The 15,512-nt window shown below is 67.5% G+C and carries 14 protein-coding genes and 1 tRNA gene; 9 read left to right on the top strand and 6 right to left on the bottom strand.

Translation table 11 applies throughout. From position 1 onward, the window contains the following. Positions 1-8: 8 nt before the first annotated feature. The 4 genes from yidC to rpmH form a co-directional block, all read right to left on the bottom strand. Positions 9-998 carry a membrane protein insertase YidC gene (gene yidC / locus ACW14X_RS14545; RefSeq protein ID WP_160026111.1) on the bottom strand — a complete coding sequence of 330 codons (990 nt, stop codon included), beginning with the start codon at positions 996-998 and terminating at the stop codon, positions 9-11. Between the two features lie 61 nt (positions 999-1,059). Then, positions 1,060-1,335 carry a membrane protein insertion efficiency factor YidD gene (gene yidD, locus ACW14X_RS14540; protein WP_457162456.1) on the bottom strand — a complete coding sequence of 92 codons (276 nt, stop codon included), beginning with the start codon at positions 1,333-1,335 and terminating at the stop codon, positions 1,060-1,062. Beyond that, complete coding sequence (gene rnpA / locus ACW14X_RS14535) at positions 1,332-1,685, bottom strand: ribonuclease P protein component (protein ID WP_350837710.1); 354 nt, start codon at positions 1,683-1,685, stop codon at positions 1,332-1,334. The genes yidD and rnpA overlap by 4 nt, the downstream gene beginning before the upstream one ends. A gap of 25 nt (positions 1,686-1,710) precedes the next feature. After that, positions 1,711-1,848, bottom strand: coding sequence for a 50S ribosomal protein L34 (gene rpmH, locus ACW14X_RS14530; RefSeq protein ID WP_091044043.1), 138 nt, complete (start codon positions 1,846-1,848; stop codon positions 1,711-1,713). 545 nt (positions 1,849-2,393) lie between these two features. On the opposite strand from rpmH, the gene dnaA reads away from it, so the two are divergent. The 3 genes from dnaA (at position 2,394) to gnd (ending at position 6,873) form a co-directional block, all read left to right on the top strand. After that, a complete protein-coding gene (dnaA, locus tag ACW14X_RS14525) occupies positions 2,394-4,157 on the top strand; it encodes a chromosomal replication initiator protein DnaA (RefSeq protein ID WP_457162455.1) in 1,764 nt (587 codons plus the stop codon). Between the two features lie 624 nt (positions 4,158-4,781). Then, positions 4,782-5,921 (top strand): DNA polymerase III subunit beta, encoded by a 1,140-nt coding sequence (gene dnaN / locus ACW14X_RS14520; protein WP_008355535.1) that lies wholly within the window; start codon positions 4,782-4,784, stop codon positions 5,919-5,921. A gap of 61 nt (positions 5,922-5,982) precedes the next feature. Further along, positions 5,983-6,873 (top strand): phosphogluconate dehydrogenase (NAD(+)-dependent, decarboxylating), encoded by an 891-nt coding sequence (gene gnd / locus ACW14X_RS14515; protein WP_350717550.1) that lies wholly within the window; start codon positions 5,983-5,985, stop codon positions 6,871-6,873. A 39-nt stretch (positions 6,874-6,912) separates the two neighbouring features. Here gnd and ACW14X_RS14510 read toward each other — a convergent pair whose 3' ends face one another. Both ACW14X_RS14510 and ACW14X_RS14505 read right to left on the bottom strand, forming a co-directional pair. Further along, positions 6,913-7,311: a DUF2752 domain-containing protein gene (locus ACW14X_RS14510; protein WP_350837706.1), complete on the bottom strand. Its 399-nt coding sequence runs from the start codon at positions 7,309-7,311 to the stop codon at positions 6,913-6,915. Between the two features lie 22 nt (positions 7,312-7,333). After that, a complete protein-coding gene (locus ACW14X_RS14505; protein WP_350837704.1) occupies positions 7,334-7,756 on the bottom strand; it encodes an NINE protein in 423 nt (140 codons plus the stop codon). A 29-nt stretch (positions 7,757-7,785) separates the two neighbouring features. Here ACW14X_RS14505 and recF point away from each other — a divergent pair, with 29 nt between their 5' ends. The 6 genes from recF (at position 7,786) to ACW14X_RS14475 (ending at position 15,478) form a co-directional block, all read left to right on the top strand. After that, complete coding sequence (recF, locus tag ACW14X_RS14500; RefSeq protein ID WP_457166029.1) at positions 7,786-8,952, top strand: DNA replication/repair protein RecF; 1,167 nt, start codon at positions 7,786-7,788, stop codon at positions 8,950-8,952. Next, on the top strand, positions 8,945-9,523 hold the full coding sequence (locus ACW14X_RS14495; RefSeq protein WP_160026104.1) for a DciA family protein: 579 nt from the start codon (positions 8,945-8,947) through the stop codon (positions 9,521-9,523). Before recF ends, ACW14X_RS14495 begins: the two co-directional genes overlap by 8 nt. Positions 9,524-9,879: 356 nt before the next feature. After that, positions 9,880-11,943, top strand: a complete 2,064-nt coding sequence (gyrB, locus tag ACW14X_RS14490; RefSeq protein ID WP_457166066.1) for a DNA topoisomerase (ATP-hydrolyzing) subunit B — start codon at positions 9,880-9,882, stop codon at positions 11,941-11,943. 49 nt (positions 11,944-11,992) lie between these two features. After that, positions 11,993-14,692 (top strand): DNA gyrase subunit A, encoded by a 2,700-nt coding sequence (gene gyrA / locus ACW14X_RS14485; RefSeq protein ID WP_160026103.1) that lies wholly within the window; start codon positions 11,993-11,995, stop codon positions 14,690-14,692. After that, complete coding sequence (locus ACW14X_RS14480; protein WP_350837696.1) at positions 14,692-15,249, top strand: DUF3566 domain-containing protein; 558 nt, start codon at positions 14,692-14,694, stop codon at positions 15,247-15,249. The genes gyrA and ACW14X_RS14480 overlap by 1 nt, the downstream gene beginning before the upstream one ends. Before the next feature lie 155 nt (positions 15,250-15,404). Further along, a tRNA-Ile gene (locus tag ACW14X_RS14475) sits at positions 15,405-15,478 on the top strand. Positions 15,479-15,512 lie beyond the last annotated feature (34 nt).

Raw genomic sequence — 15,512 nt, 5'->3', positions numbered from 1 at the left:
CTGAGTCGTCACTTGGTTCCCCCGTCCTTCTGGGTCGTGGAGCGACCGGCGGTCGTGCCGGCCTTCTTCCGCTGGCTCCTGGTCTGGCTCTTGGGCTGGGTGCGCTGCGCGGGACGCTTCTCGGCCGCGGCCTCGTTGGCCTCGGCGATGTCGATCTCCGCGTCGGGCAGACCCTTCTTACGGCGCTTCTCCCGCTCGCGCTCCTGCTTGGCGTCGAACGCCGGCGTCCCCGGTGCGGGGTTGTTGCGGATCACGTAGAACTGCTGGCCCATCGTCCACAGGTTGGAGGAGGTCCAGTAGAGGATCGTTCCGACCGGGAAGGCGATACCACCGACGGCGAACACGACGGGCAGCACGTAGAGGAGCAGCTTCTGCTGCTGGGCGTACTGACCGGTCATGGCGTCGGCCGGCATGTTCTTCGACATCAGCTGACGCTGGGTCAGGAAGGTGGTCGCGATCATGGCGACGACCAAGAAGCCGGTGAGGAAGTACGTGCTCATGTGGTCGGCCGTCGTGAACTGGTCCGAGAGCAGCGAGCCCAGCCAGGTCGACGTCGCGAACTCGTGCGCGGCCTCGTCGCTCAGGAAGCCCTTGCCGACACCGTCCGAGGCGTGCTCGAGCATGCGGAACAGCACGAAGAAGATCGGCATCTGCAGCAGCAGCGGCAGGCAGGACGCGAACGGGTTGGTGCCCGAGTCCTTGTAGAGCTTCATCGTCTCGTTGGCGAGCTTCTCGCGGTCGTGACCGTACTTCTTCTGCAGCTCCTTGACCTTCGGCTGCAGCAGCTGCATGTTGCGGCTGGAGTTGATCTGCTTCACGAACAGCGGGATCAGCAGCGCGCGGATGGTCACGGTCAGGCCGACGATGGCCAGGGCCCACTGCCAACCTTCAGACGGGATGACGTACGAGAACGCCTTCTGCCAGACGAGCAGGATGCCCGAGATGGCGTAATACAGCGGTGTTGCGATCCATCCGAACAGATCGCCTATGGCTCCCACGGAATCAGGCTCCTCGGTTTGGGGAGTCCGCACTTACACGGACCAGGTCTTCAGGGTCTCTTCAAATCTTCTTCGGTACGGGGTCGAAGCCCCGGGTCTTGGCCCAGGGGACGCAACGGGCCAGACGGCGCGCCGTCAGCCAGCTCCCGCGCCAGGGGCCGTGCGTCTTGACGGCCTCGAGCCCGTACGCCGAGCACGACGGGTAGTAGCGACACACATCGCCGTAGAGCGGACTGATCAGAGTCCGCCACACGTGAAGCAGCCCGATCAGGATGGCCGCGACCAGATGGTCGAGCTTGTCGAGACCACCACGCACGACGCGCCGCGCCCTGGTCATCGGAGCACCCGCTCCAGGCAGCGCCGCAGATCGGCGCCCAGGGCGTCGTAGTCGGCGTCGGCGGCAGCAGGAAGTGCACGGACCACAAGCACAGCAGAGCCCGGGAGTCCGCTCAGGGACTCCCGGGCCTGGTGACGCAGTCTGCGCTTCACGCGATTCCGGACGACGGCCGGACCGACGGCCTTGCTCACCACGAAGCCCACCTGCGGCTCGGTCTCCCGGTCGGCAGCTGGGCCGGTGCCGGGGACGAGCAGGTGGACCACCAGGCTCTTCGAGCCCGCGCGCTTGCCCCGTCGTACTGCTTCTTTGAAGCCCGACGAATCGACCAGTCGGTGGCGACGTGGCAACACGCGCGTGGTGGCTGAGGCCGCGGCCTCAGACGGTCAGGCTCTTGCGACCCTTGCCGCGGCGCGCAGCGAGGATCGCGCGGCCGGCACGGGTGCGCATGCGCAGGCGGAAACCGTGCGTCTTGTGACGGCGGCGGTTGTTCGGCTGGTAAGTACGCTTGCTCACGGGTGCTTCCTTAGTGGTGTGGTGTGGGCCGGTCGCTCGTCCGGCACTATGGGGTCGCCCTCGGTGGTTCCAGGCGGGCCGATTCAACAAGCACCGCCCGTCCGCGCCTCGGCGACCGAGGCGTGGACATGCGGCACCCGTAGATCCGGGCGACCTAGTAACGGTACGTGGACGGCGAAACCACGGTCAAACTCGCGCCCTATCACATCCCTGTGATTAGCCCTCCACCTGTGGAGGACGGGTTGCCCATGACCCTCGCCAGCCGGTAGTTTCGTCCTCTACCGAGGTTTCCCTGCACATCGTCAGGAGCGTCGGCCGCATTCGGGGGGATGCCACGCAGGGAACTAGTTTTCCCGCCTGACCTGCCGAAACGGTCGGATTCTCGAGGACGGCGACGTGTCTCGGTTGGTCTCCGATGCCTACATTCGGGGATGCTCCACAGCTTGTGGAAAAGTCTGTGGAGGATGTAGACCGGACCGCTGCACGAATCCAGGCTGCATCAATACAAGACCACCCACCCGAGCCATCAGGGAAGGCAGGAACCTGTGGAGCACTCCGGCCTCGCGCCAGAACCACAGCCAGATCTCCAGTCCGCATGGACGAAGGTGGTCGCCGAGCTTCCGCCGAACCAGCGAGCCTGGCTCCGGGACAGTGAGCCTCTCACTCTGCACGGGTCGACCGCGATCGTCGAGGTCCCCAACGACTTCACCCGCAACCAGATCGAGGGCCGCCTGCGTGGCTCCCTCGAGAGGTCCTTGGGCGAGATCTTCCATCGCGAGATCCGTATCGCGGTCACCGTGAACCCCGATCTCGACGTCACGCCGGATCCCGACACACAGGCGATCATGATCTCCGAGCGGGAGATCGCCGCCGCGGACGCTGCCGCCGCCGCTGCCCTGCAGCAGCAGTCGCCGTTCTCGAACAGCGCAGCCCCGCACCAGGCGGCGTTTCCGCACCAGGCGGCGTTTCCGCACCAGTCGGTCTACCCGCCCAACTCGCCCGGCCTGATCCCCGGCGTCCCACCGGCGAGCGCGCCGCACGACGAGCAGGGCGCGCCCGCCGCGTACTCGGCGCCGCAGGCTCCCGTCGCTCCGCCTGCCGCGCAGCAGCCGGCTCCGCCCGCCGCGCATGAAGACGTACGTCCCGGATATGGCGACATGTCGACAAATCCCCCGGCGCCTCCGGTGGCTCCCATCGAGGAGCCGGTCCCGCCGCGGCCGCTCGTCCCGGGTCCGCCCACGCGGCCGAGCGAGCCGAGCCACAACGTCCTCGAGACCCGCCTGAACCCGAAGTACACCTTCGAGACGTTCGTCATCGGGTCCTCCAACCGATTCCCGCACGCGGCCGCGGTCGCGGTCAGCGAGGCGCCGGGCAAGGCCTACAACCCGCTGCTCGTCTACGGGGAGTCCGGTCTGGGCAAGACCCACCTGCTGCACGCGATCGGCCACTACGTCCGGAGCCTCTACTCCGGGGCGAAGGTGCGCTACGTCAGCTCGGAGGAGTTCACCAACGAGTTCATCAACGCGATCCGCGACGACCGGCAGGACCGGTTCAAACGGCGCTACCGCGATGTCGACGTCCTGCTGATCGACGACATCCAGTTCTTGGAGGGGAAGACCCAGACGCAGGAGGAGTTCTTCCACACCTTCAATACGCTCCACAACGCCAACAAGCAGATCGTCCTCACCTCCGACCGGCCGCCCAAGCGGCTCGAAGCGCTGGAGGACCGGCTGCGCAACCGGTTCGAGTGGGGCCTGATCACCGACGTCCAGCCGCCTGACATCGAGACCCGGATCGCGATCCTTCGGAAGAAGGCCGCCATGGAGCGGCTCACCGCGCCGCCGGACGTGCTCGAGTTCATCGCGAGCAAGATCCAGACCAACATCCGTGAGCTCGAGGGTGCGTTGATCCGGGTGACGGCGTTCGCCAACCTCAACCGGCAGGACGTCGACCTGACCCTGGCCGAGATCGTGCTCAAGGACCTGATCCCCGAGGGCGGCGAGCCCGAGATCACCGCCGGCCTGATCATCGCCCAGACCGCGGCCTACTTCGGGCTGTCGATCGACGAGCTCACCGGACCCTCCCGCGGGCGTCACCTGGTGATGGCCCGTCAGATCGCCATGTATCTGTGTCGTGAGCTCACCGAGGACTCCCTGCCCAAGATCGGCAAGCACTTCGGCGGCCGCGACCACACCACCGTGATGTACGCCGAGCGCAAGATCAACCAGCTGCTCGCCGAGCGCCGGGCCGTCTTCAACCAGGTCTCCGAGCTCACCAACCGCGTCAAGATGCAGGCACGCCAGGCCTGACCGCACCAGCAGTCGTACGCGGCCGCCGCCCCTCCTGGGCCGGCGGCCGTTTCGCGTTTTGGGCCGTACCGCGTTTTGAGATGGCGAAAACCCACAGGACGAGATTTCCCAGGTTGTCCACAGCCCACAGGCTGGGTGGAACCTGTGGAGAACCGGCCGTTCAAATGGGATGGAAAAGGGGATGGCCTGTGCACAAAACACTGGAACGGGCCGACAACTCTCCACAGCCCACAGTGACGTGCGTCATTTCAGCATGGCGTCCACATCCCCTGTGGAATCACATTTCCGGGGATGACCAGGGAAGACGCCACTCATCCACATTTCCCACAGATGCTCTTACGACGTACGAAACTATTTAGATCCATGGATCCTCCGTGAAATTCCACGAACGCCCTTCCCTGGGGACAACCCGCTCGACGAGCCGAGTGCACAGGTACGCCTGTGCAGACCCGACACAGCTGAGCGCTTACCGCTTGTCGGCGGTCCGTGGCAGGATGCGTACTCCAGGTCATGTCAACGCGGGGGCGTTCCGGAACCGGTGGCGTCTTCCCCCAGGTTCAAGCACAGCCCGGGCCGCATGTCCTCAAACGCCCCGATGTCGAGTTAGAAGAAGGACAGGTCATCGTGAAGTTCCGCGTCGACCGCGACGTGTTCGCGGATGCCGTCGCCTGGGCTGCCCGCAGCCTTCCGGTCCGCCCCAGCACCCCGGTGCTCTCAGGTCTCCTGATCGAGGCGGGTCACGAGGGCCTGGTGCTCTCGACATTCGACTACGAGACCTCCGCGCGGGCGACGCTGTCGGCCGAGGTCGCCGACGAGGGCAAGGCACTGGTCTCGGGCAAGCTGCTCGCCGACATCTGCCGCAGCCTTCCGGCCAAGCCGGTCGAGATGGTCACCGATGGTGCCCGCGTCTCGCTCACCTGCGGGAGTGCGCGGTTCAGCCTCCAGACCATGCCGGTCGAGGACTACCCGACGCTGCCGGAGATGCCGACCGCGGCCGGCACGGTGAAGTCGGAGCTGTTCGCCCACGCCGTGGCCCAGGCCGTGACCGCCGCCGGTCGCGACGACATGCTCCCGGTGCTGACCGGCGTGCGGCTCGAGATCGAGGGGTCCACGATCTCGCTGCTCGCCACCGACCGCTTCCGGCTCTCCCACCGCGAGCTCGAGTGGAACCCGGCGACTCCCGACGAGAGCCTGGCGGCTCTGGTGCCGGCGAAGGTCCTCGGTGACACCGCCAAGTCGCTGACCAGCGGCAGCGAGGTCACGCTCGCGCTGTCCACCACCGGCACCGGCGAGGGCATCATCGGCTTCGAGGGCGCGGCCGCGGGTGGCGTACGACGCACCACCACGCGCCTGCTCGACGGCGAGTTCCCGAAGGTGCGCAGCCTCTTCCCGGCCGAGCACCTCACCACCGCGCTGGTCGACAAGGCCTCCCTGGTCGAGTCGGTCAAGCGCGTGGCTCTGGTCGCCGAGCGCAACACCGCGGTCCAGATGGTCTTCGAGGACGGCGTGCTCACGCTCGACGCCGGCTCCGGTGACGAGGCCCAGGCGTCCGAGTCGATCGAGGCGACCATGGAGGGCGAGGGGCTGACCACCGGGTTCAACCCGCAGTTCCTCCTCGACGGGCTGCAGGCCATCGACGAGCAGGTCGTCGAGCTCGCCTTCACGCAGGCTCCGAAGCCCGTGGTGATCAGCGGCAAGCCGGCCGAGGGTGGCGAGGAGCCGGGGTTCCGCTACCTGTTGATGCCGCGGCGCCTGCTCTCCTGACCCACCCCCTCACTAGGGTGGTCTCGACAAGCTCGACCACCGGTACTCGAAGGAACCTCGTATGCACATCGGACTCGTCGGCCTCGGCAAGATGGGTGGCAACATGCGCACCCGGCTGCGGGAGGCTGGTCACACCGTCGTCGGATACGACCGCAACCCCGATCTCGCCGACGTGGCGAGCCTGGCGGAGATGGTCGAGGCGCTGCCCAGCCCCAAGGTGGTCTGGGTGATGGTGCCGGCGGGCGACCCGACGCGTTCCACGATCGCCGAGCTCAAGGAGCTCCTCGGCGAGGGCGACCTGGTGGTCGACGGCGGCAACTCGAAGTACACCGATGACGCCAAGAACGCCGCGAGCCTGGCCGAGAAGGGCATCGGCTTCGTCGACTGCGGTGTCTCCGGCGGCGTCTGGGGCCTGCAGAACGGCTACGCGCTGATGTACGGCGGCTCCGACGAGGACGCCGCCAAGGTGATGCCCGCCTTCGAGGCGCTCAAGCCGTCCGGCACCGAGGACGGCCTGGTCCACTGCGGTGTGACCCCCGGCGCCGGCCACTTCTCCAAGATGGTCCACAACGGCATCGAGTACGCGATGATGCAGGCCTACGCCGAGGGCTGGGAGCTCCTCGACAAGGTCGACATCGTCGACAACGTCCCCGAGATCTTCGCCTCGTGGCGCACGGGCACCGTCGTACGCTCTTGGCTTCTCGATCTTCTCGTCGACCAGCTGCGCGCCGACGAGCACCTCGACAAGATCAAGGGCTACGCCGAGGACTCCGGCGAGGGTCGCTGGACCGTCGAGGCAGCGATCGAGAACGCCGTCCCGATGCCGGCGATCTCGGCCTCGCTGTTCGCGCGGTTCGTCTCGCGCCAGGAGGACGACCACGCCATGAAGGCGATCGCCGCGATGCGCAACGGGTTCGGCGGGCACGCGGTGATCTCGGAGTCGGAGGCCTGAGCACCCGCTTACGCGGGTGGTCTCGACAGGCTCGACCACCTAGATGGCGGGGATTGCTCCGGTCATGGTGAGGATCAGGCGTACGGCGCCGTAGGCCACGAAGAGGGCGAAGAAGCCGAGGATGATCGGGCTTCGGACCAGCTTGTCGAGGTCGGCGGGGCGTCTCCGGTTCAGTCGGGCGCGCACCGAGACCACGGCCAGGACGAGGATCGCCAGGATGAGCACCGGCCCGAACCAGTTGCTCGCCAGCGACGAGCCGATGTCGCCGTGCATCAGGTAAACCCACGACCGGGTCAGTCCGCAGCCGGGGCAGGGCAGCCCGGTGAGGGCACGGAACGGGCAGAGCACCGGGCCGTCCTCGATGCCGCCGGCCGGCAGGAGCGCCGCGATGACGATCCCGCCGACGCCGATGGCGGCGGTGACCTCCGTGGAGCTCACCGCCGCGATGCGCTGATGCAGGTCAGGCGAGGGGTTTGCCGTCGGCATCCGGGAACTTTCGCACGATGACGAGGATGAGGTCGACGATCGTCCAGATCCCGAAGCCACCACAGGTGATCAGCTTGAGGATGCCGAGGCCGATCTGTCCGACGTAGAACCGGTCCACGCCGAAGGAACCCAGGAAGATCGAGAGCAGCAGGGTGACGAGCCACTCGCGGCTCGAGAAGACGCCCGGGATCTGTTTCACGGGAAACCACTGCTGGTCGGTGCCGAGGCTCGCCGGGGTGTCCGACTTGATCTGCCCGGCGGCAGCCATCTGGGCGAGCTGCTGGACCGGGTAGGGCCCGTGGACCTGGCCCATGACCGACAGATAGAAAGGTCCGGCCGGCTCGCTATAGGCGGGTTGCCCTGGAGGCGGGCCGTACGGATTGGGAGACTGGGTCATGCAGGCACCTTAACGAGAGAGGAAACTCGATGTACGTCTCACACCTCTCTCTCCACGACTTCCGCTCCTATCCGAGCGTCGAGGTCCCGCTCGAGGCGGGCGTGACCGCCTTCGTCGGGAGGAACGGCCAGGGCAAGACCAACCTGGTCGAGGCGATCGACTACCTCTCCCGCCTGCAGTCCCACCGGGTCGCCACCGATGCGCCGCTGGTCCGGGCCGGCGCCGAGCAGGCGGTCGTGCGCGCCGCCGTCGTACGCGACGGTCGCACCGCCACGCTCGAGGTCGAGATCAACGCCGGCCGCGCCAACAAGGCCCGGATCAACAAGAGCCCGCTCCCCCGCACCCGCGACCTGGTCGGCCTGGTCCGCACCGTCGTCTTCTCTCCCGAGGACCTGACCCTCGTCAAGGGGGACCCCTCCGACCGGCGGCGCTTCCTCGACGACCTGATGATCCTGCGCGCACCCCGTCTGGCAGGCGTACGCAGCGACTACGACCGCGTCCTCAAGCAGCGCAACTCGCTGCTGAAGACCGCCGGCCTCGCGCGCGGCTCCGCCCGCGAGGGTGCGCTCGCCACCCTGGCCGTCTGGGACGACCACCTCGCCGCCATCGGCGCCGAGATCCTCGCCCAGCGGCTCGCCCTGGTCGAGGCCCTGCGCCCCTATGTGGGGAAGGCCTACGAGACGGTCGCCCGCGGCGCGAGCCGAGACGACGCCGAGATCACCTACAAGTCGGTGGTCGAGTCGGTGGTCGAGCCTGTCGAGACCACCACCCCCACAGTGGAGTCGCTTCGCCAGGCGATCCTCGCCGAACTCGCCCGACGCCAGAAGGACGAGCTCGACCGCGGGATCAGCCTGGTCGGTCCCCACCGTGACGATCTGCTGCTGTTCCTCGGCCACGGTGCCGGCGCTGAGCGCCTCCCGGTGAAGGGCTACGCCAGCCATGGCGAGTCGTGGTCGTTCGCGCTGGCGCTCCGGTTGGCGGCGTACGACCTGCTCCGGGCGGACGGCGACGACCCGATCCTGATCCTCGACGACGTCTTCGCCGAGCTCGACAGCCAGCGCCGGGTCCAGCTGGCCGAGCTGGTCGCCGACGCCGAGCAGGTCCTGGTCACCGCGGCGGTCCCGGAGGACGTACCTGCTGCTCTCGCCGGTGCGCGCTACCACGTCAAGGCGGGCGAGGTGACCCGCGATGAGTGACGACGACGAGGTGGTCGAGCCGGTGGTCGAGCCTGTCGAGACCACACCGGAAGAGGAAGAACCAGAAAAGCGCCCCGACGGCCTCGACCTGGCCCGCTCCCTGACCCGAGCCACCGCCAAGATGCCCGCGCCCAAGGCGGGGATGCGGAAGAAGCGGCGTACGCCGGACAACGCCACCCGACGCGGCACGGTCTCCGGCGCGCGGCCCGATGACCGCGACCCCCAGCTCATCGATTCGGTGGTCAGCCGGATGGTCAACGACCACGGCTGGGACACCTCGCTGCGCGTCCATGGCGTGATGGCCCGCTGGCCCGACATCGTCGGTGAGGAGATCGCCGACCACACCACCCCGGAGTCGTACGCCGACGGCAAGCTCTCCGTACGCACCGACTCCACCGCCTGGGCCACCCAGCTCAAGCTGCTGGCGCCCACCCTGGTGAAGCGTCTCAACGAGGAGCTCGGTCACGGAACCGTCCTCGTCATCGAGGTGCTCGGCCCGCATCTGCCCTCGTGGAAGAAGGGTCCCCGAGGCGTACGCGACGGCCGCGGGCCGCGCGACACCTACGGCTGAGACCCCGGCCGAGAGCAGGGCATGAACACGTGTTCGAGGCTCGGCGCGTGAGCCGCGATCTGCCGCTCTAGGCGCCCCGAGGACGTATAGGGACTCACCGAGCCCCCTGCTGAGGGCGCAGAGACACCGTCAGGAGACGTACAGACGCTCATTTCGATCACAGTTCCCCCTCAGGAACGGCGGCGTGCGTGGAATCCGGGCTTCCACGGGGTAAGATGGGGGTCGGGTCGATCGTCCTAGGTTTTACTTCCCCGGCGCTGGTCGGCCCGTTGCATGCCCGACCGACACCATGTCCGATTCCGGACCGAAATGACAGGTGGATCGCACCGGTGACCGCTGCCGACCAGACGACTCCTATGCCGGACGACAAGACCACAGACGGAGTCGAATACGACGCGTCTGCCATCCAGGTCCTCGAAGGGCTCGAAGCTGTCCGCAAACGACCGGGTATGTACATCGGCTCGACCGGAGCCCGCGGCCTGCACCACCTGATCTGGGAGATCGTGGACAACGCGGTCGACGAGGCGCTCGCCGGCTACTGCGACACCATCAAGGTGACGCTGCGTGAGGACGGCTGGGTGAGCGTCTCCGACAACGGCCGAGGCATCCCGACCGACACCGCAGCCGGCCAGGAGATCCCCGCGGCGACCCTGGCGCTGACCGTGCTGCACGCCGGCGGCAAGTTCGGCGGTGGCGGCTACAAGGTCTCCGGTGGTCTGCACGGCGTCGGCTCCTCCGTGGTGAACGCGCTCTCGACCAACCTCCACATGGAGATCAAGAACCGCGGACGCCTGTGGGAGCAGGAGTTCACCCGCGGCGTACCCGACTACGACCTGCGCGAGGTGCGCGAGCTCGAGGAGGGCGAGCGCACCGGCACCACGATCTCTTGGAACGCCTCGAGCGACATCTTCGAGTCGACCGACTACAACCTCGAGACCATCTCGAGCCACTTCCGCGAGACCGCGTTCCTCAACAAGGGTCTGCGGATCGAGCTGCGCGACGAGCGTCCGGAGGCCTCCGCCCTCGCCGAGGCCGTCGAGGACGGCACGATCGAGTCCGACACCGACAGCGCCGACGAGCTGCACAGCACCGGCAACGGTGAGCGGGTGCTGGAGCAGTCCTTCTACTACGAGCGCGGTCTGGCCGACTACGTCGACCACCTCAACAAGCGCAAGACCCCGGTCTCCAGCATCATCGCCTTCGAGACCGAGACCGACGACAAGGCGCCCAACCCGATGAGCGTCGAGATCGCCATGCAGTGGCAGGCGTCCTCCTACAACGAGTCGGTCCACACCTTCGCCAACACGGTCAACACCCCCGGCGGCGGCACCCACGAGGAGGGCTTCCGCGCCGCGCTCACCACCCTGGTCAACCGGTGGGGCGAGGAGTGGGGTCTGATCAAGAAGAAGGAGGACCGGCTCACCGGTGACGACATCCGTGAGGGTCTCACCGCGATCATCTCGGTGAAGATCAGCGAGCCGCAGTTCGAGGGTCAGACCAAGGACAAGCTCGGCAACACCGAGGTCAAGGGCTTCGTGCAGGGCGCGGTCAACGACCAGCTCGGCGCCTGGCTGGAGCAGAACCCGGCCGAGGGCAAGGAGGTCATCCGCAAGTCGATGGCCGCGGCCTCGGCCCGGATCGCCGCGCGCAAGGCCCGCGACCTGGCCCGCAACCGCAAGGGCATCGGCGGCGGTGGCGGCCTGCCGGGCAAGCTCGCCGACTGCCAGTCGACCAACCCCGAAGAGTGCGAGATCTTCATCGTCGAGGGTGACTCCGCGGGTGGCTCGGCCAAGTCGGGCCGTGACCCGCGCATCCAGGCGATCCTCCCGATCCGAGGCAAGATCCTCAACGTCGAGAAGGCGCGGATCGACAAGGTGCTGGCCAATCAGGAGGTCCAGTCGATCATCTCCGCGCTGGGCACCGGCGTGCACGACGACTTCGACATCAACCGGCTGCGCTACCACAAGATCGTGATGATGGCCGACGCCGACGTCGACGGCCACCACATCAACACCCTGCTGCTGACGCTGCTGTTCCGGTTCATGAAGCCGCTGATCGAGCAGGGCTACGTCTACCTCGCCCAGCCGCCGCTCTACCGCCTGCGCTGGAACAAGCCGGCCGAGCACGAGTTCGTCTACTCCGACTCCGAGCGGGACGCCCTCATGCGTGACGGCATCGAGCAGGGCAAGAAGCTGCCCAAGGAGAACCCGGTCCAGCGCTACAAGGGTCTGGGCGAGATGAACGCCGACGAGCTGTGGGAGACCACGATGGACCCCTCGCAGCGGCTGCTGCTGCAGGTCACCCTCGAGGACGCCGCCCACGCCGACGAGATCTTCTCCATCCTCATGGGTGAGGACGTCGCAGAGCGACGCTCCTTCATCCAGCGCAACGCCAAGGACGTCCGATTCCTCGATATCTGAGTCTCACTGAGCCCCTAGATACCGATAGACGCACGCAGAAAGTGAAATCGTGACCGAGACTCCTCCGGAAGGCTCCGGGCAGACCGCTGCCGGCGGCCGGATCGAGACCGTCGAGCTGCAGGCCTCGATGCAGTCGAGCTACATCGACTACGCGATGGCCGTCATCGTCGGCCGCGCGCTGCCTGACGTACGCGACGGGCTCAAGCCCGTCCACAGGCGCGTCCTCTACGCGATGTACGACGGTGGCTACCGTCCCGACCGCGGGTTCTCCAAGTGCGCCCGTGTCGTCGGTGAGGTGATGGGTAACTACCACCCCCACGGTGACACCGCGATCTACGACACCCTGGTCCGGCTGGCGCAGCCGTGGGTGATGCGCAACCCGCTGATCCACGGGCAGGGCAACTTCGGTTCGCCCGGCAACGACCCGGCCGCGGCCATGCGCTACACCGAGTGCCGGATGGCGCCGCTGGCGCTCGAGATGGTCCGCGACATCACCGAGGACACCGTCGACTTCGGCCCCAACTACGACGGCCGCTCCCAGGAGCCGGCCATCCTTCCGGCCCGGTTCCCCAACCTGCTGGTCAACGGCTCGGCCGGCATCGCGGTCGGCATGGCGACCAACATCCCGCCGCACAACCTGCGTGAGGTCGCCTCCGGCGCCAAGTGGGCGCTCGAGCACCCCGACGCGACGCGTGAGGAGCTCCAGGACGCGCTGCTCGAGCGGGTCAAGGGCCCTGACTTCCCCAACGGCGCGCTGATCGTGGGCCGCGAGGGCATCGAGCAGGCCTACCGCACCGGCCGCGGCTCGATCACCCAGCGCGCGGTGATCGAGGTCGACGAGGACGCCAAGGGCCGCACCAACCTGGTGATCACCGAGCTCCCCTACATGGTGAACCCGGACAACCTCGCCCAGAAGATCGCCGACCTCGCCGACACCGGCAAGGTGCAGGGCATCGCGGACGTCAAGGACAACACCTCCTCCCGCACCGGGCAGCAGCTCGTGGTCGTGCTCAAGCGCGACGCGGTCGCCCGCGTCGTACTCAACAACCTGCTCAAGCACACCGAGCTGCAGACCAACTTCTCCGCCAACATGCTGGCGCTGGTCGACGGTGTGCCGCGCACGCTCTCGATCGACCAGTTCATCTCCAACTGGGTCGAGCACCAGATCGACGTCATCCGGAGGCGTACGGCATTCCGGCTGCGCAAGGCCGAGGAGGACGCGCACATCTGGCGCGGCCTGGTCAAGGCGCTCGACCAGCTCGACGCGGTCATCGCCCTGATCCGCTCCTCCCCCGAGGTCGACGACGCCCGCCAGGGCCTGATCCGGCTGCTGGAGATCGACGAGGTCCAGGCCAACGCGATCCTCGACATGCAGCTGCGTCGCCTCGCAGCGCTGGAACGGCAGAAGATCGTCGACCGTCTGGCCGAGCTCGAGGTCATCATCGCCGACCTCGAGGACATCCTCGCCAACGTCGCCCGCCAGCGTCAGATCGTCGGCGACGAGCTCGACGAGATCGTCGCGAAGTACGGCGACGACCGCCGCACCCAGATCATCGCGGCCGACGGCGACCTCTCCATGGAGGACCTCATCCCCGATGAGGAGCTGGTCGTCTCGATCACCCGCGGTGGCTACGCCAAGCGCACCCTCGCCGGTGAGTACCGCACCCAGAAGCGCGGCGGAAAGGGCGTACGCGGCGCCACCCTGCGCGGCGACGACGTGGTCGAGCACTTCATCTCGACCACCAACCACCACTGGCTGCTCTTCTTCACCACAGCCGGCCGGGTCTACCGGATCAAGGCCTACAACCTGCCCGAGGCGGCGCGTGACGCCAAGGGCGGTCACGTGGCCGGGCTGCTCTCGTTCCAGCCGGACGAGTCGATCGCCCAGGTGCTCGCGATCCGCGACTACGAGCAGGCGCCCTACCTCGTGCTGGCCACCCGCTCCGGTCTGATCAAGAAGACGCGGCTCGGTGACTACAACTCACCTCGCCAGGCCGGCGTCATCGCGATCAACTTCCGCGAGGACGACGACGAGCTGATCGGCGCCGAGCTGGTCAACTCCGAGGACGACATCCTGCTCGTCTCCCGCAAGGGCCAGGCGATCCGGTTCCGCGCCGACGACAACCAGCTGCGGCCGATGGGCCGGGCGACCTCGGGTGTCACCGGCATGAAGTTCCGGGAGAGCGACTCGCTGCTGTCGATGTCGGTCATCCGGGCCGAGCACGTCGCCGCCGAGATCGCGGCCGGGCTCTCCGAGGCCAACGAGGACACCGCGGACGTCGCGGCCCCCGTATCCGGCGCCGAGTCGCCCGACGAGGTCAAGGAGCAGTTCGTCTTCACCATCACCGACGGCGGCTTCGCGAAGCGTACGAAGATCTCCGAGTACCGGCTCCAGTCCCGCGGCGGTCTGGGCATCAAGACGATGGCCCTGGCCAACGCCGACCGCGGCGGTCTGGTCGGTGCGTTCATCGTGGTCGACGGCGACGAGATCCTCTCGATCACCGCGACCGGTCAGGTCGTACGCAGCCCGATCAACGCCGACTTCCGGGCAACCGGCCGCTCCACCCAGGGCGTCAAGTTCGTCTCGCCCAAGAAGGGTGACTCGGTCGCCGTCGTGGCGCGCTCCGTCGAGGCCCGCGAGGTCGACGATGACATCGTCACCGGGACAGAGGTTGCGGATGATGTAACAATCGGGGGAGACGACGAGCACGGAGCGTCGTCCGAGACCACGACGGAAGATGAATCCTGATGACGGACCGCACCGCCGACCGCACGACTGGGGGAGTCGCGATGACCGAGCGGAACGAGACCGCAGCACAGCCGGTGACCCAGCGGATCACGGACACGGTCGCCAACGCGGCCAGGCGTACCACCTCGGCAGTGGCCTCGACCGCCCGCACCTCCGGCCCCGCCGGCGCGGAGCGGGACGCGGCCAGCGGCTCGGCTCGCCGGGCCCGCCTGAGCCTGAGCCGCATCGACCCGTGGTCGGTCATGAAGATGGCCTTCCTGCTCTCGATCGCGCTCAGCGTCGTGGTGATCGTCGCCGTCTTCGTGATCTGGTCGGTGCTCGGCGCCGCCGGTGTGTGGGACTCGATCAACCAGGCGGTCCAGGACGTCGTCGGTGACTCCAGCGCAGGCTGGAACGTTCAGGACTACCTCGGTCTCTCCCGCATCATGGGCTTCACCATGGTCGTCTCGGTCGTCAACATCATCCTGATGACCGCCGTCGCCACCCTCGCCGCGTTCCTCTACAACATGGCCGCTGCCCTCCTGGGCGGCGTCGAGGTGGAGCTCACCGAGAACTGAGCCGCACACGCAGCGAACGTAGGAGGGCAGGAGTCTCACCGAGGCTCCTGCCCTCCTACGTCTCAGGGCTCGCTTCGTTTTGGTGGTCGACTGGGCTGCCAGGTAATGTTTCCTCTCGCCCGCTGGTAGGGGCTTCCACCCTCCAGTTGGCGCCTGCGCTTATAGCTCAGACGGTTAGAGCACCACACTGATAATGTGGGGGTCGGAGGTTCAAGTCCTCCTAAGCGCACAGCAGTTTCACCAGGTCAGAGGCTCCTTCGGGG

Source organism: Nocardioides sp. YJ-D4 (assembly GCF_054031495.1).
This window is presented reverse-complemented; position numbering and strand designations above follow the sequence as displayed.

Bases quoted from the DNA above. Each gene is read 5' to 3' on its own strand.
- yidD (WP_457162456.1), bottom strand. From the start codon at position 1,335: ATGACCAGGGCGCGGCGCGTCGTGCGTGGTGGTCTCGACAAGCTCGAC.
- gnd (WP_350717550.1), top strand. From the start codon at position 5,983: ATGCACATCGGACTCGTCGGCCTCGGCAAGATGGGTGGCAACATGCGC.
- ACW14X_RS14505 (WP_350837704.1), bottom strand. From the start codon at position 7,756: ATGACCCAGTCTCCCAATCCGTACGGCCCGCCTCCAGGGCAACCCGCC.
- recF (WP_457166029.1), top strand. From the start codon at position 7,786: ATGTACGTCTCACACCTCTCTCTCCACGACTTCCGCTCCTATCCGAGC.
- ACW14X_RS14495 (WP_160026104.1), top strand. From the start codon at position 8,945: ATGAGTGACGACGACGAGGTGGTCGAGCCGGTGGTCGAGCCTGTCGAG.
- gyrB (WP_457166066.1), top strand. From the start codon at position 9,880: ATGCCGGACGACAAGACCACAGACGGAGTCGAATACGACGCGTCTGCC.
- ACW14X_RS14480 (WP_350837696.1), top strand. From the start codon at position 14,692: ATGACGGACCGCACCGCCGACCGCACGACTGGGGGAGTCGCGATGACC.